Source organism: Rhodococcus sp. NPDC047139 (assembly GCF_040643435.1).
Classification (GTDB): domain Bacteria; phylum Actinomycetota; class Actinomycetes; order Mycobacteriales; family Mycobacteriaceae; genus Rhodococcus.
In genome coordinates this window covers 23,779-47,404 of sequence record NZ_JBEYUH010000016.1, presented here as the reverse complement: position 1 = coordinate 47,404, position 23,626 = coordinate 23,779, and the positions used below count along the sequence as shown (strand labels likewise).

14 protein-coding genes and 2 tRNA genes are annotated in these 23,626 nt (G+C 67.6%); 8 read left to right on the top strand and 8 right to left on the bottom strand.

What is annotated here, in order from left to right:
• Positions 1-16: 16 nt before the first annotated feature.
• The 4 genes from nrfD to selD form a co-directional block, all read right to left on the bottom strand.
• The gene (gene nrfD, locus ABZ789_RS18560) at positions 17-1,036 is read right to left on the bottom strand and encodes an NrfD/PsrC family molybdoenzyme membrane anchor subunit (RefSeq protein WP_358426652.1); all 1,020 of its coding nucleotides are present in this window, start codon (positions 1,034-1,036) and stop codon (positions 17-19) included.
• Positions 1,033-1,947, bottom strand: a complete 915-nt coding sequence (locus tag ABZ789_RS18555; RefSeq protein ID WP_358426649.1) for a 4Fe-4S dicluster domain-containing protein — start codon at positions 1,945-1,947, stop codon at positions 1,033-1,035. Before ABZ789_RS18555 ends, nrfD begins: the two co-directional genes overlap by 4 nt.
• Positions 1,944-5,270, bottom strand: a complete 3,327-nt coding sequence (gene fdh / locus ABZ789_RS18550) for a formate dehydrogenase (protein WP_358426646.1) — start codon at positions 5,268-5,270, stop codon at positions 1,944-1,946. The genes ABZ789_RS18555 and fdh overlap by 4 nt, the downstream gene beginning before the upstream one ends.
• Positions 5,271-5,378: 108 nt before the next feature.
• The gene (selD, locus tag ABZ789_RS18545) at positions 5,379-6,401 is read right to left on the bottom strand and encodes a selenide, water dikinase SelD (RefSeq protein WP_358426643.1); all 1,023 of its coding nucleotides are present in this window, start codon (positions 6,399-6,401) and stop codon (positions 5,379-5,381) included.
• A 58-nt stretch (positions 6,402-6,459) separates the two neighbouring features.
• Between selD and ABZ789_RS18540 the strand changes: the two genes are divergently transcribed.
• The 3 genes from ABZ789_RS18540 (at position 6,460) to selB (ending at position 9,633) form a co-directional block, all read left to right on the top strand.
• Positions 6,460-6,554 (top strand) — tRNA-Sec (locus tag ABZ789_RS18540).
• A gap of 32 nt (positions 6,555-6,586) precedes the next feature.
• Positions 6,587-7,891, top strand: coding sequence for an L-seryl-tRNA(Sec) selenium transferase (selA, locus tag ABZ789_RS18535; protein WP_358426640.1), 1,305 nt, complete (start codon positions 6,587-6,589; stop codon positions 7,889-7,891).
• Positions 7,891-9,633 carry a selenocysteine-specific translation elongation factor gene (gene selB, locus ABZ789_RS18530; RefSeq protein ID WP_358426637.1) on the top strand — a complete coding sequence of 581 codons (1,743 nt, stop codon included), beginning with the start codon at positions 7,891-7,893 and terminating at the stop codon, positions 9,631-9,633. The genes selA and selB overlap by 1 nt, the downstream gene beginning before the upstream one ends.
• Before the next feature lie 99 nt (positions 9,634-9,732).
• On the opposite strand, the gene gdhA is transcribed toward selB, so the two are convergent.
• From gdhA to ABZ789_RS18515, 3 genes are all read right to left on the bottom strand, one after another.
• Complete coding sequence (gene gdhA / locus ABZ789_RS18525) at positions 9,733-11,076, bottom strand: NADP-specific glutamate dehydrogenase (protein ID WP_358426634.1); 1,344 nt, start codon at positions 11,074-11,076, stop codon at positions 9,733-9,735.
• Positions 11,077-11,281: 205 nt separating this feature from the next.
• Positions 11,282-11,355 (bottom strand) — tRNA-Arg (locus ABZ789_RS18520).
• Positions 11,356-11,414: 59 nt separating this feature from the next.
• On the bottom strand, positions 11,415-12,122 hold the full coding sequence (locus tag ABZ789_RS18515) for a DedA family protein (RefSeq protein ID WP_358426631.1): 708 nt from the start codon (positions 12,120-12,122) through the stop codon (positions 11,415-11,417).
• A gap of 200 nt (positions 12,123-12,322) precedes the next feature.
• On the opposite strand from ABZ789_RS18515, the gene ABZ789_RS18510 reads away from it, so the two are divergent.
• Positions 12,323-14,356, top strand: a complete 2,034-nt coding sequence (locus ABZ789_RS18510) for a cytochrome c oxidase assembly protein (RefSeq protein WP_358426628.1) — start codon at positions 12,323-12,325, stop codon at positions 14,354-14,356.
• 105 nt (positions 14,357-14,461) lie between these two features.
• Here ABZ789_RS18510 and ABZ789_RS18505 read toward each other — a convergent pair whose 3' ends face one another.
• Positions 14,462-15,316 carry a tryptophan-rich sensory protein gene (locus ABZ789_RS18505; protein WP_358426625.1) on the bottom strand — a complete coding sequence of 285 codons (855 nt, stop codon included), beginning with the start codon at positions 15,314-15,316 and terminating at the stop codon, positions 14,462-14,464.
• 96 nt (positions 15,317-15,412) lie between these two features.
• Here ABZ789_RS18505 and ABZ789_RS18500 point away from each other — a divergent pair, with 96 nt between their 5' ends.
• The 4 genes from ABZ789_RS18500 (at position 15,413) to ABZ789_RS18485 (ending at position 23,624) form a co-directional block, all read left to right on the top strand.
• Positions 15,413-16,546 (top strand): lipase family protein, encoded by a 1,134-nt coding sequence (locus ABZ789_RS18500; protein WP_358426622.1) that lies wholly within the window; start codon positions 15,413-15,415, stop codon positions 16,544-16,546.
• Positions 16,547-16,628: 82 nt separating this feature from the next.
• Entirely contained in the window at positions 16,629-18,302 is a 1,674-nt protein-coding gene (gene ettA, locus ABZ789_RS18495; protein ID WP_358426619.1) for an energy-dependent translational throttle protein EttA, read from the top strand.
• Positions 18,295-18,714, top strand: a complete 420-nt coding sequence (locus tag ABZ789_RS18490; protein WP_358426616.1) for an acyl-CoA thioesterase — start codon at positions 18,295-18,297, stop codon at positions 18,712-18,714. Before ettA ends, ABZ789_RS18490 begins: the two co-directional genes overlap by 8 nt.
• Before the next feature lie 101 nt (positions 18,715-18,815).
• Entirely contained in the window at positions 18,816-23,624 is a 4,809-nt protein-coding gene (locus ABZ789_RS18485; RefSeq protein WP_358426614.1) for an NAD-glutamate dehydrogenase, read from the top strand.
• The last annotated feature ends 2 nt before the right edge of the window (positions 23,625-23,626 follow it).

Genomic DNA, 23,626 nt, shown 5'->3' with positions numbered 1-23,626 from the left:
CCTTCGTTCTGCCGGTTCAGTTCCGGTGGCGCACGGGTTCGCCCCGATCGACTCGCTGACGTTGGGGAACGACGGTGTATTTGGGGTCTTTCGCCGAGGCGATGCCCGCTTCGTAGATACCGAGACGAGTGCACAGTGAACCGGTCATGAGCGCGGCACCGGACAGCATCGACAGCGCTCGGCTACGGCGGCCGAGCAGGGCGCCGACGGCACCGGCCACGGTCAATGCCTTGCTGGCCTTCATGAAGCGTCCGGCGCGTCCCATGTGGAGCGTCTCGGCCGGCAGGCCCATCGACTGTTCCATCCGTTGCTCGGTCGCGAGTTCGACGAGAGCGCCGCCGACGGCGAACGCACGTGCCGGACCGGCTTCGGCGACCGGCGCTCCCAGGAGGCCGAGACCACCGGCCGCAGCAGCTGCAGACCCGCAGAACACGAAGGGGATCTCTCTGTATGCGGAGTGCCAGGCCGGGGTGGCGGTGTCGGAGAGCAGAACTCCGGTGTAGGCAGCGACGGGAGGCGCGGTCAGAGCCCCGACGATTCCGGCGGGGCGGCCCACGGTGAGAAGGAGCCGGACCGGTCCGCGCTGCCATCGGCGGGGCAGCATTCCGGCCATCTCCGCTACCGCTGCGACGCCCGCGAACGGGCCGTGCAGCGACAGAATCCAGGTACCGACCGACATCGGCGAGGTCGGTTTGGCGACCCGCAGCATGTTGAGGAAGCGGCTCGGTTTACCCAGATCGTGGACGAGTGCACCGACGCTGACGAGCAGGGAGGCGAGCGAGCCGAACCGAGCGACCCGGCGCAGCGCAGGCCGGCCGGTCAGGTCCGCACCTGCGGCGAGCAGTGAGGAACCGGCCGCTACGCCTCCGGTGAACAGGTAGACGGCGATGTCGTGCTCCCATGGAGCGGGCTTCACGATCTGCCGTCCGTAATAGGACTCGAAGTCGGCTTCCGGCACCATCACCCGGTCGCCACCACGACCTGCACCGGACCGGTGGGGGCCGCCCGGGCTGCCGCCGTGCTGCACTTGCGTCACCCGCGCCTCCTCAGGAACGACACGGCGGCTCCCGCCAGCATGGCGACCGCGGCAACAGCGGCCCGGCTCCACATCTCCGGAAGGTCCTTGGTGGTCACCACCGGGTCCGGTGGCAGACCGTAGACCTCGGGCTCGTCGAGGAGCAGGAAGAAGGCGCCGGTTCCGCCGACCCCGTCCTCGGGGTCGTTGCCGTACAGTCGCGCCTCGGCCACCCCCCGCTCGTGCAGCAGGGCCAACCGCTCGTCGGCGCGTGCGCGCAACTCTTCGACGTCGCCGTACTGGATCGACTCGGTGGGGCATGCCTGCGCGCACGCGGGAGTCTGGCCGTCGGTGAGCCGGTCGTAGCAGAGCGTGCACTTCTGGGCGATGCCGACCTTGGGGTCTCCCTCGGGCCCCTTGCGACGATCGATGACGCCGTACGGGCAGGCGGCCACGCAGTAACCGCAGCCGTTGCAGATCTCGTCCTGAACCACCACCGTGCCGAATTCGCTGCGGAACAGGGATCCGGTGGGGCACACGTCGAGGCAGGCGGCGTGGGTGCAGTGTTTGCAGACATCGGAGGACATCAGCCACCGGAAGTCGGGTTTCTCCTCGTCCGGATGGTCGCTCGGTGCTGCGCCGACGGTGGGCATGCCCAGCGACACGGGTGCCTGTTCTGCTGCCGGCCGCTCGATGAAGGCGACGTGACGCCACTGGTTGGCATTGAGCGAATGACTGTTGTCGTAAGAGGTTCCGAGCATCGCGAAGGCGTTCTCGGGAACGTCGTTCCACTCCTTGCAGGCGACTTCACAGGCCTTGCAGCCGATGCACACGCTGGTATCGGTGAAGAAGCCCTTCCGCGCCGGTGAATCCTCGTAGCCGGCATCGGGAGCCGGGTCGAGCGGTCCGAAAAGGCTGTTGCGGCCGATCACTCGTCGTCCTCCTCCGGGATGGGTGCGCCGTCCGAGACGGTGTCGGTAGCGTCGCTCGCGACCGTGACGATGGGCGGGCGTGCGTCATCGGTTACCCCGGCCCGGCGCACGTATCCCTCGACATATTCTCGTAGGGCCGCTCCGGTAGGCCGCCGTCCCGCGCGGACGTCGCATGTTCCGACCTTGCTTTCCTGGATGAGAACGTTGGGGTCCAGCGTGATGCCGAACAGATCGTTCGTCGAGTCGCCCGTCACCATCCCGCCGCCGCCCCAGTGGTAGGGCATCCACAGCTGGTGAACGATGCGACCGTCGATCTTCAGCGGGCGCAGCCGGTCGGTGACCAGCACTCGGCCCTCGACAGCCGAGCGGGCGGTGATCACGTGGCACCAGCCCATGTGCTCGAGTCCGCGCTCGGCGGCCAGCGCGGGAGAGACCTCCACGAACATTTCCGGTTGCAGTTCGGCGAGGTGCTCGAGGTAACGGCTCATGCCGCCCGCGGTGTGGTGCTCGGTGAGCCGGCTGGTGGTGAACACGAAGGGGAAGACGTCGGTGTGTTCCTCCGGCGGTGCAGGGTTCATCGGGTTGTCGTCGCGACGGTATTCCAGGCGCGTCGGGTTCCCCTGCTGCCCGTAGAGCGGGTTGCGGAACGGAGACTCCACCGGCTCGTAATGCGTCGGCATAGGGCCGTCCACGAGGCCCTGCGGTACATAGAGAGCGCCCTTGCCGTCCCCCTGCATGATGAACGGATCGATACCCTCGATCGCCTCGATGCCTTCGGAACCCTGAGGTGAGCGGTAACTCGGCGGCTTCGTCTTCTCGAAGTCGGGCACGTCGGCACCGGTCCATTTGCCGGCGTCGGCGTCCCACCACACGTAGGCCTTGCGTTCACTCCACGGCCTGCCCTCGGGATCGGCCGACGCCCGGTTGTAGAGGATGCGTCGGTTCATCGGCCACGCCCAGCCCCACTCCGGGGCCACGAAAGACTGCTCGTGACGCGACTTGCGACGGTTGGCCTGGTTGACGCCGTCGGCGTACACGCCGGTGTAGATCCAGCAACCACCCAGTGTGGACCCGTCGTTCTTCATCTCGGTGAACGACGACAGTGGCCGACGGGTCGCGAGGTCGTAGCCGTTGATCTCCATCAGCACCGCTTCGGCACTGGGCTCGTCGTGTTCACCGTGTACGGGGTAGTCCCAGTTCAGGTCGAGGAGCGGGCGGTCGCGCTCGTCTGTGGACCCGGCCAGGCGTTCTCGCATCATGCGCCCGAGGTGATAGAAGAACCACAGCTCCGAGCGGCAGTCCTCCGGAGGCTCGACAGCCTTCTCACGCCACTGAAGCATCCGCTGGGTCTGTGTGAAGGTGCCTTCCTTCTCAGCGTAGGAGGCGGCGGGAAACAGGAAGACCTCGGTGCCGCATTCCTCGGTCACGATCTCGCCGGTCTCGACCTCCGGTGAGTCCTTCCAGAAGCTCGCGCTCTCGATCTCGAACAGGTCGCGCACCACGAGCCAGTCGAGATTCGCCATCCCGAGGCGCTGAGCCCGACCGTGCGCGGACCCTACGGCCGGGTTCTGGCCGAGGAGGAAGTAGCCCTTGACCTTTCCGTCGATCATGTCGAGCACCGTGCGGTAGGTTCCGTGGTCGCCGGTGATCTTGGGCATGTAGTCGTAGCAGTAGTCGTTGTCCGCAGTGGCTGCGTCGCGCCAGTACGCCTTGAGCAGGTTCACCGCGTACGCCTCGGCCTTCGACCAGAAACCCTTGCTGCCGGGCTTGCGGACGGAGTCGATCCAGTCCGAGAACGACCCGTGCTCATCGGGATTCGGCATCGGCAGATAGCCGGGGAGAAGGTTGTACAGAGTGGGGATGTCGGTCGAGCCCTGGATGCTGGCGTGGCCGCGCAGCGCCATGATGCCACCGCCGGGGCGGCCCATGTTGCCGAGCAACAGCTGAAGAATCGCACCCGTGCGGATGTACTGCACACCGACGCTGTGCTGGGTCCAGCCCACGCTGTAGACGAGCGCGGTCGTCCGTTCCCGCCCGGAGTTCTCCGTCCATTCCCGGCATATCTCGAGAAAATCATTCTGCGAGACGCCGCACACCTGCTCCACCATCTCCGGGGTGTAGCGGGCGAAGTGTCGCTTGAGGATCTGGTAGACGCAGCGAGGATGCTGCAGCGTGTCGTCGCGGCGCGGGTGGCCGGCGGTCTGGATTCCGTGCGCCTCGTGCTGCATCCCCGCAGCGGTCGCCCGGTGCTCGGCATGGTCCTCGGCGTCGTCCGCTTGAGACTCGTGTAGTTCGCCCGGCTCGTCCTCGACGTCGTACTGCCAGCTCGTCGGGTCGTAGATCCTCTTGTCGGGGTCGAAGCCCGAGAACAGGCCGTCGAGATCATCGGTATCGACGAACTTTTCGCTGACGAGCATCGGAGCATTGGTGTAGTTGACGACGTACTCGCGGAAGTCCAGTTCGTTGCTCAGCACGTAGTTGACGATGCCGCCGAGGAAGGCGATGTCGCTGCCGACCCGGATGGGCACGTGCTTGTCCGCCACCGCGCTGGTGCGGGTGAAACGTGGATCGACATGGATGACGCGGGCACCACGCTTCTGGGCCTCCACGACCCACTGGAAGCCCACTGGGTGGGCCTCGGCCATGTTGGAGCCCTGAATGATGATGCAGTCAGCGTTCGCCAGATCGGCTGTGAAGCCGGTGGCACCGCCGCGCCCGAAGCTGGTCCCCAGACCGGGGACGGTGGCGGAGTGTCATATACGGGCCTGGTTCTCGACCTGGATCGCCCCCATCGCCGTGAACAGCTTCTTGATGAGGTAATTCTCCTCGTTGTCCAGCGTGGCACCGCCGAGGCTGGCGATACCCATCGTGCGCCGGACGCGGCGACCCTTCTCGTCGAGCTCCTGCCACGTCTCGCGCCGGGTCTGCAGCACCCGGTCCACGACCATCTCCATTGCTGTGTCGAGGTCGAGGTCTTCCCATTCGGTGCCGTAGGGCCGGCGGTAGCGGACCCGCGTCTCGCGCAGCTCGCTGGTGACGAGGTTCTTGCTCGCGGACCCCTTCGGGCACAGTCGTCCGCGATTCACCGGGCTGTCCGGATCACCCTCGATCTGGACGATCTTCTCGTCCTTGACGAAGATCTTCTGGCCGCATCCGACCGCGCAATAGGGACACACGCTGCGCGCGACCCGATCTGCCGTCGAGGTGCGCGGTTCGACCTCGTCGGTACGCCGTGAACGCGCCGCCTTGCCGCGCCCGAGCAGGTCCTTGCCGAGGAATTGGCGCAGCACGGGCCAGGGGAGGGACGTGCCCTTCTCTGCCATGGAACCTCCTGCGGTGCGCTGTCGGTCACAAAGTTACCGGCTGAATCCGCTCGGTGCCGCATATTCGCTTTCGTGCAGGTCGGCCGGAATGTCTCCTGGGCAGTGAGCTCAGCGCACCCGTACAGCGTGCGCACCGCCCGGGACGACCTCCCCGATCACCGGGTGCCCCGGCAGCTCCCCGACGACCAGGAGGCCGCCGGAGGTCTGGGCGTCGGCGAGCAGGAGCAGTTCGTCCTCGCCCAGTGCGGAGTCCACCTCGTTGCGCACCCACTCGAGGTTCCGGCGGCTCCCGCCCGGCACGAAACCGTCCGCGAGCGACTCCCGTGCCCCGGCGACGTACGGCACGCTCGCGGCGTCGAGCACGGCGGTGGTGCCACTCGCGCGCATCATCTTCATGAGGTGGCCGAGCAGGCCGAACCCGGTCACGTCGGTGGCCGCACGGACCCCGGCGGCGTGGGCGAGTTGCGCGGCGTCGCGGTTGAGGGTGGTCATCACCGCGACAGCCTCCTCGAAGCGCTCGCCGGTGGCCTTGTGGCGGTTGTTGAGGATGCCCAGGCCGAGGGGTTTGGTGAGGGTGAGTGGCAGGCCGGGTTCGGCAGCGTCGTTGCGCAGCAGGCGATCCGGGTCGCCCTGCCCGGTGACCGCGAGCCCGTACTTCGGCTCGCGGTCGTCGATGCTGTGACCGCCGGCGAGATGGGCGCCGGCCTCGGCACACGCGTCGGCGCCACCACGCATGACCTCGGCCGCCAGTTCGAAGGGGATGATCTCGCGCGGCCAGCCGAGCAGGTTGACGGCGACCAGTGGGGTGCCGCCCATCGCGTAGACATCGGACATGGCATTGGTCGCGGCGATCCGTCCCCAGTCGTAGGGGTCGTCGACGACCGGCGTGAAGAAGTCGGCGGTCACGATCACCGCCCGGCCCCTCCCGTCGGGGCCGGGCTCGATCCGGACCGCCGCGCCGTCGTCACCGTTCTCCACACCGACCAGCAGGTCGCCCGAGGCGCGGCCGCTCTGCAGACCGCCGAGCACGCGTTCGAGCTCGCCGGGCGGAACCTTGCAGGCGCAGCCACCGCCGGCGGCGTACTGGGTGAGCCGGTATGCGCCTTCGGGGAGGTCGAGATGTGCGGTCATGTACGTCAACATACGGCCGTGGCGCAGAACCGGCCCGGCTTCGGGTTAAGGTGAGCGCGGAGGTGGTTCTCGTCTGGTGACGGTCGCGGTCTTCAAAACCGTTGTGGCCCAGTAGCTGGGTCAGGCGGGTTCGATTCCCGTCCGCCTCCGCCAAGTTTTCCGTGGTCCGTGGGATGAGGAGGCGCGTGCCGGATCCGAGGCGGGAAGTTCCCCGGACCGACCAGGTCCTGGCCGATCCGCGCCTGCGCGAGGCCACAGGCCGGCTCGGCGCCGGCCTAGTCAAACAGGCGGTGGTCGCGGCACAGCAGCGGTGCCGCGACGGCGAGATCGAGCCGGCAGCCGTCGTCGACGTCGCGGTCGCATCGTTGCCGATGCGGGCGACCACCATGCGCCGCGTCGTCAACGCGACAGGTGTGGTGGTGCACACCAATCTCGGCCGCGCCCCACTCTCACGCGCGGCGGTCGACGCCGTGACTACGGCGGCCGGTGCTACGGATGTCGAACTCGACCTGGCGACGGGCCGACGCGGCCGGCGAGGACGCGGCGCTCTCGAAGCCCTCGCCGCCCGGGTGCCCGATGCCGGCGCCGTCCACGTCGTCAACAACGGCGCAGCCGCGCTCGCACTGGTCACCCGGGTGCTCGCCCGCGGCGGCCGCTCGGTGGTGATCGCACGTGGAGAGCTGGTCGAGATCGGCGACGGCTTCCGGATACCTGAGCTGCTCGAATCGGTGGGGGCGCGGCTGCGGGAGGTCGGCACCACCAACCGGGTCCGCCCGAGCGACTATGCCGCGGCGATCGGCGACGACACCGCCTTCGTTCTCAAGGTGCACCCCTCGAACTTCACGGTCAGCGGCTTCACGTCGTCGGTGTCGGTGCGGGAGCTGAAGGAATTGGGTGTTCCCGTGGTGGTGGACATCGGGTCGGGACTGCTGAGCCCTCATCCTCGGCTGCCGAACGAACCCGATGCGACCACGGCACTGCGCGCCGGCGCCGACCTGGTGACCGCCTCGGGTGACAAACTGCTCGGAGGGCCGCAGGCAGGCCTGCTGCTCGGTGAAGCCGGCCTGGTGGAGCGACTGCGCCGTGACCCCTTCGCTCGTGCACTGCGCGTCGACAAACTGACCCTGGCGGCGCTCGAAGCGACCCTGACCGGACCGATGCCGCCGGTGACGGCAGCCTTGGCCGTCCGCCCGGAGGATCTCCGTGTCCGAGCGCGGGCGATCTGCGCGGCTCTCCCTCCCGTCCTGGAACCCGTGGTGGTCGACTCGGGCGGCGTCGTCGGCGGCGGCGGTGCTCCCGACGTGATCCTGCCCAGCGTCGCGATCTCGCTGCCCGACCGTCTCGCCGGTCCGTTGCGTCTCGGCGAGCTTCCGGTCGTCGGACGGGTCGAGCGCGGACGATTGCTCCTCGACCTGCTCGCGGTCGACCCCGAAGAGGACGACGATCTGATCGACGCCGTGGTGCGCGTCGCCCGCAGCGAAGAACGCTGATGCACGTCGTCGCGACAGCCGGGCACGTCGATCACGGCAAGTCGACGCTGGTCGAAGCGCTCACCGGTACCAATCCCGATCGGCTCGCCGAGGAACGGCGACGCGGACTGACCATCGAACTCGGCTACTGCTGGACTACCTGGCCGGAGGTCGGAGAGGTCGCCTTCGTCGACGTGCCCGGCCACGAACGCTTCCTGACCACGATGCTCGCCGGGATAGGGCCCGTCCCGGCCGTCCTGTTCGTCGTTGCTGCCGACGACCCGTGGATGCCGCAGGCGGCCGAACATCTGGCCGCTCTCGATGCGCTGGGCGTACGGCACGCGGTCGTGGCGATCACCCGCGCCGACCTCGCCGATCCGGGCCCGGCTGCTGCGCGGGCCGCGGCGGAGGTCGCCCGCTCCAGTCTGGCGGGGGCTCCCGTCATTGCCGTGAGCGCCCACACCGGAACGGGGCTCGACGACCTCCGCGCGGCTATGGCCACGATGGTCGCCGCACTACCGGCACCGGACCCGGAGGCCGACGTCCGTCTCTGGGTGGACCGCCGATTCACTGTGCGCGGCACCGGGACGGTGGTCACCGGGACACTTCCCGCCGGAACGGTCCGTGTCGGCGACACCCTTGCCCTCGGCGACACACCGCTGCGGGTGCGCGGCATCCAGGCACTCGGCCACGACCGGGCGGCAGTGCGCGGCGTGGCCCGGGTCGCTCTCAACCTCACGGGCCGCGTCGACGATGTAGCCCGGGGCAGTGCGCTTGTGACACCCGGCGCATGGCATCACACCACCGTCGTGGACATACGGATCACGGGGGACGACCGGCCCCCTCTCGCGCCCGTGCTGCATGTCGGGGCCGCGGACGTCGGCGTCCGCTGCCGTCCGCTCGGCGACGATCTCGTCAGGCTCACCCTCGACAGGCCGCTGCCTCTCCGGATCGGCGATCGCATCCTGCTGCGCGACCCCGGCCGCCGGATGATCTGGCGCGCCGACGTCCTCGATCCGGATCCCCCACGCCTTCGCCGCCGCGGCGCCGCGGCCCGCCGTGCTCTGCAACTCGCCGGCGCCGACGGCACGCCGCGCCTGGCCGACGAACTCCGTCGTCGCGGACTCCTGCATCAGGAACGTCTGCGACAACTGGGCATCCCTCGCGAGGAGGGCGATCACCTGGTCGTCGGGCCGTGGCTCGTCGCGCCCGCTTTCGCGCGGGCCGTCGCCGACAGGTTGCCGGCACTCGTGCAGGAGCATGCGCGGGCGCATCCGCTGGATCCGGCCGCCCCGTTGAGCGTTCTGTCCGCGCAGCTGCGACTTCCCACCCCCGATCTGGTCCGGGCGTTGGTGCGGCCACCCCTGACGGTGGTCGGAGGCCGGGTGATCGCTCCCGGCGCCGATGCCTTGCCGAGCAAGGTCCGGAAGGCCGTCGAGATGGTTCGCAGCGACCTGCTGGCAGCTCCCTTCGCCGCACCGACCGCCGACCGCCTCCGCGAACTCGGCCTCGACGAGCGGGCGCTGGGAGCAGCCGAGCGCAGCGGTCGGCTGTGGCGGGTGGGTCCGGGAATAGTGCTGCTTCCCGACGCCGCCGATACAGCCGTCGCACGGTTGCGGGAGTTGGAACAACCCTTCACGACCAGCGCGGCGCGTGAGCGGTTGGGGACGACTCGGCGGGTCGTCCTTCCGCTGCTCGACAGACTCGACAGAGCCGGACGCACGCGGCGGCTGGCCGACGACCGGCGTGAGGTCGTCCGGTAGGGCGCCGTCGGCACGTCCGGAAAGTGTGGACGTCATTCGAAACACGAAGGGCGGGTACCGGATTCGCCGGTACCCGCCCTTCGTGTGGAGCGTCGTTCGTCAGATGACGCCGAGTGCGAACATCGCGTCGGCGACCTTCACGAAGCCGGCGATGTTGGCGCCGTGGACGTAGTCGCCGGGCTTGCCGTATTCGGCAGCGGTGTCGATGCAGCGACCGTGGATGTCGGCCATGATCCCGGCGAGGCGTTCGTCGGTGTAGTCGAAGTGCCACGAGTCGCGCGAGGCGTTCTGCTGCATCTCGAGTGCGGAGGTCGCCACACCACCGGCGTTGGCGGCCTTGCCGGGAGCGAAGGCCACGCCGGCGTCACGGAAGATGTTGATGCCGCCCGGAGTCGTGGGCATGTTGGCGCCCTCGGCGACGAACTTCACGCCGTTGTTGACGAGCGTCTTCGCCGATTCGTCGTCGAGCTCGTTCTGCGTGGCACACGGCAGTGCGATGTCGCACGGCACGTTCCAGATGTTGCCGCCAGGGAAGAACTCGGCATCGCCGCGCTCGTCGATGTACTCGGAGATGCGTCCGCGGCGGACCTCCTTGATCTCCTTGAGCAGGTCGACGTCGAGGCCCTTGCGGTCGACGATGTAGCCGGAGGAGTCGGAGCACGCGATCACGGTGCCGCCGAGCTGGTGGATCTTCTCGATCGCGTAGATCGCCACGTTGCCGGAACCCGATACGACCGCGGTACGGCCGTCGAGCGTGGTGCCCGCGGTCTTGGCCATCTCGTTGACGAAGTAGGCCGCGCCGTAACCGGTGGCCTCCTTACGGACCTGCGAACCACCCCAGGTCAGGCCCTTGCCGGTGAGGACGCCGGACTCGTAGGAGTTGGTGAGGCGCTTGTACTGGCCGAACAGATAGCCGATCTCGCGGCCGCCGACGCCGATGTCACCAGCGGGGACGTCGGTGTACTCGCCGATGTGCCGGTGCAATTCGGTCATGAACGACTGGCAGAAGCGCATGATCTCCTGCTCGGAGCGACCCTTGGGGTCGAAGTCGGAGCCACCCTTGCCGCCACCGATGGGCAGGCCGGTGAGGGCGTTCTTGAAGATCTGCTCGAAGCCGAGGAACTTGACGATGCCGAGGTTCACGCTCGGATGGAACCGCAGACCACCCTTGTAGGGGCCGAGCACGCTGTTGTACTGCACGCGGAAGCCGCGGTTCACATGCACGTTTCCGTTGTCGTCGATCCACGGAACCCGGAAGATGATCTGCCGCTCGGGCTCGCAGAGGCGCTCGATGAGCCCGGACTCGAAGTAACCGGGGTGCCGATCGAGCACCACATGGAGAGACTCGAACACTTCGGCCGCAGCCTGATGGAATTCGGGCTCACCTGCGTTGCGGGCCTTGACCTGCTCGTAGATCTCTTCGATGCGGTCCGAAGTCGACACGCCCACCTACCTGACTCTGTGAGGATTCCGTAACACGGGTTTTACGTACAGGACTATAGGGCGTGGTGCTTAGCAGGTGTTAACCGTGAGGGCGAGTTGGGATGAGAAACACACGGCTGGACCGGCGTGTGAATCGGGCGGATCGCCCTCGGAGAGGTTAGGATGTCCAGCTTCGTGGTGAGCAGGACGGCCGACGGATCGAATGTGCCCCCGGCAGGACTCGAACCTGCGACCTAGAGATTAGAAGGCTCTTGCTCTATCCAGCTGAGCTACGGAGGCGCGGCCAGAATCTTAGCGGGTGCCGCAGCGGGGCTGCACGCACCCTCTCCGTCGATGGCTCACCGCTCGAGCGCTGTACCGCGATCGTCGTCGGCGCTCGACTCGGCGCGAGGAACGTCCACCTGCCCGGTCTTGAACCGCTGGAGGATGTGGTCGATTCCGATGCCCAGGACCACCGCAACACAAATGGACACTGCGGCGCCCAACAGGGGCTGCGATTCGAACCATCCCCCGACCAGGCGCCCTACCATCGCCGAGTACAGCGCCCAGGTCGTACCGCCGAGGATCGTGAGCGGGACGAACTTCTGCCGCGGATAGCGGGTCGCGCCGGCGGTCATGTTCACGGCGATACGGCCGATCGGGATGTAGCGGGCTGTGAGGATGACAGCGGCACCCCGCTTGTCCAGTCCGCGCCGCGCCCACGCGAAGGCTGCACGCGCCTTCGGTCGCCGCATCCACCGGAACCTCTCCGTGCCGACCTTCCGTCCGATCGTGTAGGCGATGTTGTCACCGATGATCGCGCCGAGCGCCGCGAGAATTATGACGAGCCACAGATAAGGCCGGCCGGTCGAGCCCGAGAGGGACGACAGCGTGACAAGGATGGTCTCGCTGGGGACGGGTGGGAAGAAGCCGTCGAGGATGCACACGGCGAAGAGCAGGGGGTAGACCCACAGAGCAGCGGCCTGTCCGATGATGAATTCGTTGATCACGTTCATGGATGTGCGTGCTGCTCCCGTCGCGTCCGCCGGATCGGCTGGTGCTTCCACGTTATCCGTTCGCGGCGTCACAGGCTCCCGACGAGGGCGACGTCACGGCCCGCCCGCCGTGGGGAGAAATGGCGGACGGTCCGGATCGTCCGTTCGGCCGCGTCGATCCACGCTTCGGGGTTGCCACCTGCCGGCGGTGGCGGCGACGGACTCCGACGCCGTGTCGTAGGTGATGGCATGGAGGTCCTACCCTGGTAGGCATGGCAACATCCGAGCTCGCGCCCGCCGCGCTGCCTCCGGCGCCCGCCCCTGCGAGGGGAAATCCGTCGGCACTGTTGATCCTCTTCGGTCTTCTCGCAGCGATAGTCGCCGCGCTCGTGGTCGGCCTGTCCGCTGCGCAGGCTCTGGTGTTGCTCGGTATTCCGGACCCCGGTCCGCTCACGACCTACGGGCTGCCCGCGGTCCGCGCGATCTCCGAGGTCGCAACCGTCATCACCGTCGGGTCGCTGTTCTTCGCGGCCTTCCTCGTGCCTCCGCAGCGCAACGGTGTGCTCGACGTCGGCGGTTATCGTGCCGTCCGGACGGCCGGGGTTGCGGCGACGGTGTGGGCGGTCAGCGCTGCACTGATGGTGCCGCTGACCTTGTCGGACACGTCCGGCAGCCCGCTGAGCGAGGCGATCCGCCCGGAGAATCTCTTCTCGGCGCTCGGCCAGGTGGAGGTCTCGCTGGCCTGGGCCTGGACGACGGTGCTGGCCCTGATCGCGGCCCTGCTGATCCGCCTGGCGGTGCGCTGGTCCTGGACGCCCTATCTGTTGCTGCTCTCGATCGTGGCTCTCATGCCGATCGCACTGACCGGGCACTCGTCGTCGGGTGGTTCACACGACATGGCCACCAACAGCCTCGTACTCCATCTCGTCGCGGCGTCCGTCTGGGCGGGTGGCCTGTTCGCTCTGCTCGTCCACTCGCTGCGACGAGGGGAGTACACCGACCTCGCCGCCCGGCGATTCTCCTTCGTGGCCGGTCTCGCGTTCGTCGTCATGGCCGTCAGCGGCGTGATCAACGCCGCGGTCCGTGTGTCGTTCGACGACCTCACCACGACCACCTACGGCAGGTTGCTGCTCGCGAAGATCGTCGCCCTGACCGTCCTCGGTGTATTCGGCTGGGCACAGCGCCGCCGGGCGCTGCCGGCCCTCGAAGCGGACCCGACCAGCCGTTCCGCCCTGGTGCGGTTCACCACCGTCGAAGCGTTTGTGCTCTCAGCCACGATCGGCCTGGCGGTGGGCCTCGGCCGGACACCTCCGCCGGCCCCGAGTTCGGTACCGACCGTCCAAGAGGTCGAACTCGGATACCAGCTCGACGTGCCCCCGTCCTTCGCGAGCCTGTTCCTCGGGCAGTGGCGATTCGATCTGATCTTCGGTACGGCTGCTCTGGTGCTCGCCGTCGCCTACGCCGTCGGCCTGTGGACCTTGCGCAAGCGCGGTGACTCGTGGCCTGTCGGCCGGTCGATCGCATGGTTCTCGGGTTGCTTCGTGCTGTTCGTCGCCACCAGTTCCGGTGTGGGGATGTACTCGCCGGCGATGTTCAGCGTGCACATGGGTGCCCACATGGCACTGTCGATGCTCGCGCCTGTGCTGCTGGCGCTGGGTGGGGCGATGACACTCGCTTTGCGGGCCTTCCGGCCCGCCGGACGCAATGCACCTCCCGGCCCCCGCGAATGGATCCTCGAGTTCCTGCACAGCCCGCCGTCCCGATTCTTCACCCATCCGCTCGTCGCGTCGGTCATGTTCGTGGGCGGCTTCTACGCCCTGTACCTGGGCGGAATCTTCACCGCGTTCATCGACAGCCATACCGCCCACGTGCTGATGAACCTGCACTTCCTGATGAGCGGGTACCTGTTCTACTGGGTCGTCATCGGTGTCGATCCGTCACCGCGCGATCTGCAGCCGGTGACGAAACTGGCCATGGTCTTCGGCTCGCTCCCGTTCCACGCGTTCTTCGGCGTGACGCTCATGAGCATGGGGACGGTGATGGCCGAGAGCTACTACCGCGGCCTCGGTCTGCCGTGGAATTACGACCTGTTCTCCGATCAGAAGGTCGGAGGCAGCATCGCGTGGTCGGCCGGTGAGATCCCGCTCGTGCTCGTGATGCTCGCTCTGCTCGTGCAGTGGTCGCGCAGCGACAAGCGCACCGCACGCCGTGTCGACCGAGCAGCCGATCGTGACGACGATGCCGACCTCGCGGCCCACAACGCGATGTTCGCGGAACTCGCGCGCCGTGATCGGGAGGGCCGGTAGGCGCACTGCCGCCGCGGACGTGCACATCCCGTCGTGCCCCGCCACGCGAAACGACGAGATGTGCATCCGGCACGTGCGAAGTGACCGGTGACCTGGGGCGGACGGTCAGGCGGCTGCCGTCGCGTGCGCTGGTGACCGCTCGGCGCTGATCCGTGCCGCGACCGTGGCCACCACTGCGACGACCGCTGCGGTCACCGCGGACACCGCTGCGGGAGTGGATGTCAGGCCGTCGTCACTCGTGCGCGCGACAGCGATCCATGCCAGTCCCCAGACGAGCGCGCCCGTCACGGCCAGCCGTCCGCGGCCGACGAGTGCGAGCAGGACCGACACGGCAGCCACGACCGCCAGCACGATGATCGCCCACACGTCGGCTCCCCACCCGAACGGGTCGATCTCCTCGTAACGCAGCGCAGCCGAGGTGTTGGCGACGGTCGCCACCGACACCCAGCCGAGATAGACGAACATCGTGCCGTCGACGACGACCGCTTCGAGCCGGCTCGAAGGCAGGGCGCGCGTGAAGATCAGGAACACGCGGACGAGTACGGCGAGCAACGCGACGATCACCACGACGCTCAGCCAGACCTGATCGAACTGGACCGCCGTGATCCACGCGGCATTGAGCAGCATCGACGCCGCAATCCACCAGCCCGCGGCGCGCTGACGCGCGTCGGTGTGGTTCGCGGGCAGCGCCTGCCACACTGCCAGCGCGAGGAGGCCCGCGTAGATCAGACTCCAGATCGTGAAGGCCGGACCGCCGGGGGCGACCGCCGTGGCATCTGCCGACAGTGCACCCCCCGCCGCCTCCGCGACCGGTGTCCCGCCCGCCGCACCCGAACCGAAGAAGGACACCACGACGGCGACCGGAGCGCTCACTGCGACGGTTATTACCCGTGCGATGTCGCGGCCGGTGCGCGCCGAGGAGGACGAAGCACGAGCGGAGCCATATGTGGGGGATGTCATATTCCCGGGGTGCCCGCGCTGTGGACCACCCAATCATGGTCCGGCAAACACCCAAATGCGGACAATAAGACCGACCGGCGTCGTATCGTGCACGGCGTGACCCGGACCTCGCGCGTCGTACCCGCCCTGTTGCTCACCTGCGCGCTGGCGCTGGCGACCACCTTCCTGTCGCCCCCGGCCGCGGACGCTCGTCCGGCACCGGGAACCGTCTTCGAGGTCGCAACGATCGACGGGCAACTCTCTCTTCCCGGCGCGTCCTCCGCCCGGGTGCTCAGTTACGCGACGCAGTGGCGCAACGGCACTCCCGCGAGAGCGACCGGTGCGTTGTTCCTCCCTCAGGGCACAGCACCGGAAGGCGGGTGGCCCGTGGTCGCGTGGGCGCACGGCACCGTCGGTCTCGCCGACTCGTGTGCGCCGTCGCGGTTACCGCGCACCCCACGCGATGCCGCCTATCTCGAGCACTGGCTCGCGCAGGGCTACGCGGTGGCAGCACCCGACTATCCGGGCCTCGGATCGGAGGGACTGCACCGCTATCTGGACGGGCAGAGTGCTGCGAACAGCGCGGTCGACATCGTGCGGGCCGGACGCGCTGTCGAGCCTGCCCTGTCGGATCGCTGGGTGGTGATCGGACAGTCGCAAGGAGGGCACGCGGGTCTGCACACCGCGCACGTCGCCACCACCCGCGCACCTGAACTGGACTTCCGCGGGGCCCTCACGACGGGCGCGCCGTCCAACCTCGAACACCTTTTTCCGCTGGGATTCCTGGGCTTTCCGGATCTCGGTCTCGAAGGGCTCACCGCTTTCGCCGCCTACATCTTCGCGGGCCTGCGCGATGCCGACCCCGGAGTCGACGTCGACGCGTATCTCACCGAGCTCGGACAGCAGGTGGTCGACGCTGCCGAACAGCTGTGTTACGACGAACTGATCGACCGCTACGGCGAAGTCGGTATCGGCGAGATCCTCGCCCGCCCACTGAGCGACGAGAAGTTCCGCGCGGCGTTCACCGACTATCTCGCCGTGCCCACCGGCGGGTACGACCGGCCGTTGTTCCTCGCTCAGGGACTGCGTGACACCACAGTGCCCGCACCCCTCGCGTTCAAGCTGGTCGCAGATCTGTGGGCCGGTGGAGCGAACGCGCAGTTCCGGACGTATCCGACAGGCCATTCCGAGACCATGTTCGCGTCGCTGCCCGACACCACGGGGTTCGTCTCCGGCCTGCTCCGGCCCTGACCCGGCTTCCGCTCGAGCGCCCCGGGGGCGGTTCGCCGCGCGCGATGTGGGTTATCGCCCGTCGCCGGATACGCTGGTCGTCATGGCGGAGTTCATTTACACGATGAAGAAGGTGCGCAAGGCGCACGGTGACAAGGTCATCCTCGACGACGTCACCATGAGCTTCTACCACGGCGCCAAGATCGGCGTCGTCGGACCCAACGGCGCGGGCAAGTCGTCGATTCTCAAGATCATGGCCGGGTTGGACCAGCCCAGCAACGGTGAGGCCTTCCTCGATCCGGAGGCCACCGTCGGCATCCTCCAGCAGGAGCCGCCCCTCAACGAGGAGAAGACGGTCAGGGAGAATGTCGAGGAGGGCCTCGGCGAGATCAAGGTCAAGCTCGACCGGTTCAACGAGATCGCCGAACTCATGGCCACCGACTACTCCGACGAGCTGATGGAGGAGATGGGCAAGCTCCAGGAGGAGCTCGATCACGCCAACGCGTGGGATCTCGATTCTCAGCTCGAGCAGGCCATGGACGCGCTCCGCTGCCCTCCGCCGGACGAGCCCGTCACCCACCTGTCCGGTGGTGAGCGTCGCCGTGTCGCGCTGTGCAAGCTGCTGCTGAGCAAGCCCGACCTGCTGCTCCTCGACGAGCCGACCAACCATCTCGACGCCGAGTCGGTGTTGTGGCTCGAGCAGTTCCTCGCTTCGTACCCGGGCGCCGTGCTGGCCGTCACCCACGATCGGTACTTCCTCGACCACGTTGCGCAGTGGATCTGCGAGGTCGACCGCGGCAAGCTGCACCCCTACGAGGGCAACTACTCCACCTACCTGGAGAAGAAGGCCGAGCGCCTCGAGGTGCAGGGCAAGAAGGACCAGAAGCTGCAGAAGCGGCTCCGTGAGGAACTCGAATGGGTCCGCTCCGGCGCCAAGGCCCGGCAGACGAAGAACAAGGCGCGTCTGGCCCGGTACGAGGAAATGGCTGCCGAGGCCGAGAAGTACCGCAAGCTCGATTTCGAGGAGATCCAGATCCCGACGCCGCCGCGTCTGGGCAATGTCGTCGTCGAGGTCGAGCACCTCGACAAGGGTTTCGACGGCCGCGTCCTGATCAAGGACCTGTCGTTCACGCTGCCGCGCAACGGCATCGTCGGTGTCATCGGTCCCAACGGTGTGGGTAAGACCACCCTGTTCAAGACGATCGTCGGGCTCGAGCAGCCGGACAGCGGCACCGTCAAGGTCGGCGAGACCGTCAAACTGAGCTATGTCGACCAGAACCGCGCGAACATCGACCCGAGCAAGACGGTCTTCGAGGTGGTCTCCGACGGACTCGACTTCATCGAGGTCGGACAGAACGAGATGCCCTCGCGTGCCTACGTGAGCGCGTTCGGTTTCAAGGGGCCGGACCAGCAGAAGCCTGCCGGTGTGCTCTCCGGCGGTGAGCGCAACCGCCTCAACCTCGCGTTGACCCTCAAGGAGGGTGGCAACCTGATCCTGCTGGACGAGCCGACCAACGACCTCGACGTCGAGACCCTGTCCTCGCTCGAGAACGCGCTGCAGAAGTTCCCGGGTTGCGCCGTCGTGATCTCGCACGACCGCTGGTTCCTCGACCGCACCTGTACCCACATCCTGGCGTGGGAGGGCAACGTGGAAGAAGGAAAGTGGTTCTGGTTCGAGGGCAACTTCGAGGCCTACGAGGCCAACAAGGTCGAGCGCCTCGGGGCCGATGCGGCACGCCCGCACCGCGTCACGCACCGGAAGCTCACGCGTGACTGAGCCCGGCGACCAGCGGGCCTTCACCTGCTCGGTGGAGGTGCGTTGGGGCGACTCGGATCGGCTCGGGCACGTCAACAACGCCAAGGTCGTCGAGTACATGCAGGAAGCTCGGATCAAGTTCTTCCGCGACCACCTGCCGTCCCGCACTGCGGTCGCGGTCCGGAAGATGGAAGCCGAGTTCCTGCGGCCGATCAAGGATTCGTCGGCGCCACTCCGGATCGAGGTCTCGGTCCTGCATGTGGGTACGACATCCTTCACGATCCGGCACACGATCGCCGACCGTCACGGCTCGGTGTGTGCCTTCGGTGACGCAGTGCTCGTGGGCTTCGACCCCGCGAACGATACCGCTCGTCGGCTGAGCGACAAGGAACGCGAAGTACTCGACAACTACCGTGCCCTGACGCCCGGCTGAGTCTCCGGTTCCGACCCCTCGACTGCGCGCCGCGGATAGGCTCGATCATGAGTCCGTCCGCGGCGCGCGGTGTATCCGCCCCCAGAGCAGGAGGGGTATCGATGGTCGATCCGGCTGTGGGACAGAAAAATTCGACAGACAATGGGGTCTCTCCCGAGATCATCCTCGAGCGGATCTACGAGCGTTCCGGAGAATCCGTGACCGACCCCGCCGCGGCCGCGCTGGAGCACGTGGGGGTCGGCCGTCGCCGCGTCCCGGGCACCGCCGTCCTCGGTGTGCATCGCACCGAACCACTCGGTGCCGCCGTCCAGATCGTGACGGACGACATGCCGCTGCTGGTCGAATCCGTGCTGGCATTGCTCTCGCGACTGGGCGTGGCGGTGGGAGCAGTCATCCATCCCGTCCTGCCGGCGCGCCGAACCGCCGAGGGCGAACTCGCGTCTCTCGCCGACGAGGGGGAGAGCATCTCCGACGGTTCCCCCGAGTCGTGGATGCACATTCAACTACGCGGGCCGATCGACGACGAGACGGTGGACGAGATCGAGCAGGGGTTGCGACGCGTCCTGTCCGACGTACGGCAGGTGGCCTCGGACTCGGAGGAGATGCACGCTCTGCAGCGTGAGCTCGCCGATGCTCTCGACGCGCTCTCCGCCGATCCCCCCTCGCAGTACACCGCCGGTGAACTCGCCGAGACCGCCGACCTGCTGCGCTGGTTCAGCGGCGGGCACTTCACCCTGCTCGGCTACCGGCGCTACGACTTCGTCACCGAACCCGGTGGCGACAAGGTCCACGCCATGCCCCTTCCCGGCAGCGGCAGAGGAGTTCTCCGGACCGACGCGACGGTCGGCGATCCCCTCGACCTGCCCGGTGAGGTCGGCTCCGGCCGTCGCCCACTTCTCGTGCTCACCCAGGGTGCGCTGCCCGCCACGGTGCACCGGTCCGTATATCCGTACTTCGTGAGCGTCGCCCGGTTCGACACGCACGGTGCGGTCGTCGGTGAGGATCGTTTCCTCGGTGTGCTCACCGTGACGGCGCTGCACGAGAACATCCTCGGCATACCCCTGGTGTCGCGCCGGGTGCAAGAGGTCGTCGCGCGGGCGCGGGTCGACCTGTCGTCCTACAGCGGGCAGGCGATGCTCGAGATCATGCAGACAGTGCCCCGCGCCGAACTGTTCTCGATGAGCACCGACACCCTCTACGAGACCGTCACCGCAGTGGTGGACATCCGCAGGCAGGTTCGATTGTTCGTCCGCGTCGACACCTACGGCCGGTACATCTCGTGCCTGGTCTACCTGCCGCGCGACCGGTACACGACAAAGGTGCGTATCGCGATCCAGGACATCCTGCTTCGAGAGTTCGGCGGGGGAGTGCTCGACTACACCGCTCGCGTCTCCGAACGCGACCTCGCGTTGCTCCATGTGACGATCCGCTTCTCCGGACGTGCACGGCGGGAGGTCGACACCTCGGAGGGCAACCGTCAGCGGATCCAGGACCTGCTCGCCGAGGTGACGCGCAACTGGGCCGATCGTCTCGCCGAAGCGGCTTCCGCCGCCGGAGATCTCGACCCGATGCTGGTCCAGCGTTATGCAGATGTCGTGCCCGAGGCCTACAAGGAGGACTTCGGTTCCGAGCGCGCCCTGTCGGACCTGCGGCGTCTGGAAGCGCTCGATTCGGGCGATCTCGATACGCACCTGTACCGGCCGGATGCCGGTGATCCGCTGTCGTTGCGCTTCACCCTCTACGCGGCAGACGAGACGGTCACGCTCGGCCGGATCCTCCCCGTCCTGCAGAGCCTCGGTGTCGAGGTCGTCGACGAGCGACCCTACCGATTGCCGAGATCGGACGGAATCGACTGCTGGATATACGATTTCGGACTGTGCCTGCCCGAAGATGTTGAGCCGGACATCTTCGGGACCGACCCGACGCTGGCGCGGCGCCTGACCGAAGCCTTCACCGTGGCATGGCGGGGAGCGGTGGAGACGGACCGATTCAATCAGCTGGTACTGCGTGCCGGGTTGACCTGGCGGCAGGTCGTGCTGCTCCGTGCATACTCGAAGTATCTGCGACAGACGGACTTTCCCTACAGCCAGTACAACATCGCAGGTGTGCTGCTCGGTGCTCCGCGGACGACGGCCCTGCTCGTCGAACTCTTCGAGGTGAGGTTCGATCCGGACACGGCATCCGCCGAGCGCGAGAGCGAGATCGTCGACGAACTCACCGCCGCGATCGCCGAGGTCACGGCCTTGGCCACCGATCGGATTCTGCGAGGGCTGTTCTCCCTCGTCAGGGCCACGCTGCGTACCAACTTTCACGTGCGGGGCGGGATCGGAGACGAGAAGCCGGACGGCCGGGTGCTGTCGCTCAAGTTCGATCCGAGAAGAATCGCCGAACTACCCGAGCCACGAACGGCTTTCGAGGTGTTCGTCTACGCGCCCGATGTCGAGGGCGTCCACATGCGGTTCGGTCCCGTCGCCCGTGGTGGTCTGCGCTGGTCGGATCGCCGGGAGGACTTCCGCACCGAGGTGCTCGGCCTGGTCAAGGCGCAGGCCGTGAAGAACGCGGTCATCGTGCCGGTCGGCGCCAAGGGCGGGTTCGTCGTCAAGCACGCTCCGCGCCCGACCGGCGACCCCGAGACGGACCGCCGCGCCGTCCGCGAGCGCGGCGAACGTTGTTACCGCAGCTTCATCGCCGGTCTGCTCGACATCACGGACAATCTCGACGCTGCCCGCAACGAGGCGCTACCGCCACCGCGGGTCGTGCGTCACGACGGCGACGATCCGTATCTGGTGGTGGCTGCGGACAAGGGCACCGCGACTTTCTCGGATCTTGCGAATTCCGTTGCTGCGGAATATAACTATTGGCTCGGCGACGCGTTCGCGTCGGGTGGGTCCGCAGGTTACGACCACAAGGAGATGGGTATCACCGCGCGCGGCGCGTGGGAGAGCGTCCGGCGGCACTTCCGCGAACTGGGATCCGACACGCAGAACGACGATTTCACGGTCGTCGGTATCGGCGACATGAGCGGAGACGTCTTCGGCAACGGCATGCTGCTCAGCAGGCACATCAAGCTCGTCGCGGCCTTCGACCACCGGCACATCTTCCTCGATCCCGATCCCGATCCCGAGCGTTCGTTCGAGGAGCGTCGCCGACTGTTCGAGCTTCCTCGGTCCTCGTGGAACGATTACTCCGCTGATCTCGTGTCCGAGGGAGGTGGAGTATGGGAGCGGACGAGCAAATCCGTGCCCGTCAGTCCTCAGGTGCGGTCCGCCCTCGACCTGCCCGACGACATCACCGAACTGCCACCACCCGAACTGATCCGCGCAATTCTGCGTGCCCCGGTCGACCTGCTGTGGAACGGCGGGGTCGGCACCTACGTCAAAGCGTCGACCGAAACGGACGAAGAGGTGGGGGACAAGGGCAACGACGGGGTGCGCATCAACGGAGACGAATTGCGGGCGCGGGTGGTCGGCGAAGGCGGCAATCTCGGGGTCACACAGCGAGGGCGCATCGAGTTCGCCCGTGCAGGTGGGAAGATCAACACCGACGCGATCGACAACTCCGCCGGCGTCGACAGTTCCGACCACGAGGTCAACATCAAGATCCTTCTCGACGCCATGGTCACCGCCGGTGAACTCGCGGAGCAGGACCGCAACCCGCTGCTCGCCTCGATGACGGACGACGTAGCCGCACTCGTCCTCGCCGACAACATCGACCAGAACGCGGTGCTGGGCCTCGAGCGGACCGTCGCGCCGGCCATGCTCGGGGTGCACCGCCGACTGATCGCGGCCCTCGAACTCGATCGGGAACTCGATCGTGACCTCGAAGCGCTACCCGACGACGCCGAATTCGACCGGCGCGCAGCCGCAGGTGAGGGGCTGACTTCGCCGGAGTTGGCGCAGGTCCTCGCCCACGTCAAACTCGCACTCGTGGACGACCTGCTCGCCACCGACCTGCCCGACAGCGAAACCTTCGCCGCCGCTCTGCCCGCCTATTTCCCGCAGGCTCTGCGTGATCGGTTCCGATCCGGGATCAGGGCGCACCCGCTGCGCCGGCAGATCGTCGCGACGCTGCTGTCCAACACGACCGTGGACAACGGTGGACCCACCTATGTATACCGTCTGGCCGAGGAAACGGGTGCGTCGGCGACCGACGCCATCCGGGCGTACGCCGCCGTCACCACCATCTTCGGTCTACCCGATCTCTGGGAGGCGATTCGCGTGGCGGGGCTGCCCGTCCACCTCGAGGACGATCTGGTGCTCGAATCCCGCCGGGTCCTCGACCGGGCCTCACGTCGCCTCCTTTCCACCCGTCCTCAGCCTCTCGCGGTGGGCGCCGAGATCAGCCGCTACCGTGACGGTTTCGCTCGCCTCGCCCCACAGGTGGCGCAGTGGATGCGCGGGCATCACGTCGAGGATTTCGACCGGCGAACCCGACCGCTGCTCGATCGAGGTGCTCCGGAGGAGCTGACGGGCAACGTCTTCCGGCTCCTCGACCAGTTCCCGCTGCTCGACGTCGTCGACATCGCCGATATCACCCAACGTGCCGAGACCGAGGTCGCGGAGCTCTACTACGCCCTCGACGCACATCTCGGCGTCGACCGCCTGCTCACAGCGGTCTCGGGTCTCGAACGGGGCGACCGCTGGCATTCGCTGGCGAGACTGGCGCTGCGTGACGATCTGTACGGCTCGCTGCGTTCGCTCGTCCTCGATGTGCTTGCCGGCGCCGAACCGGGGGAGTCGACCGAGGAGATGCTCGAGGACTGGGAGTCGTCCAACGGATCCAAGCTCGTGCGCGCGAGGGCGGCGCTCGAGGAGATCTTTGCGTCTGGAAGTCTGGACCTCGCCACCCTCTCGGTGGCGGCACGACAGATCAGGGGCATGGTGCGCACCGGCGCACCCGATCGGAGGTAACG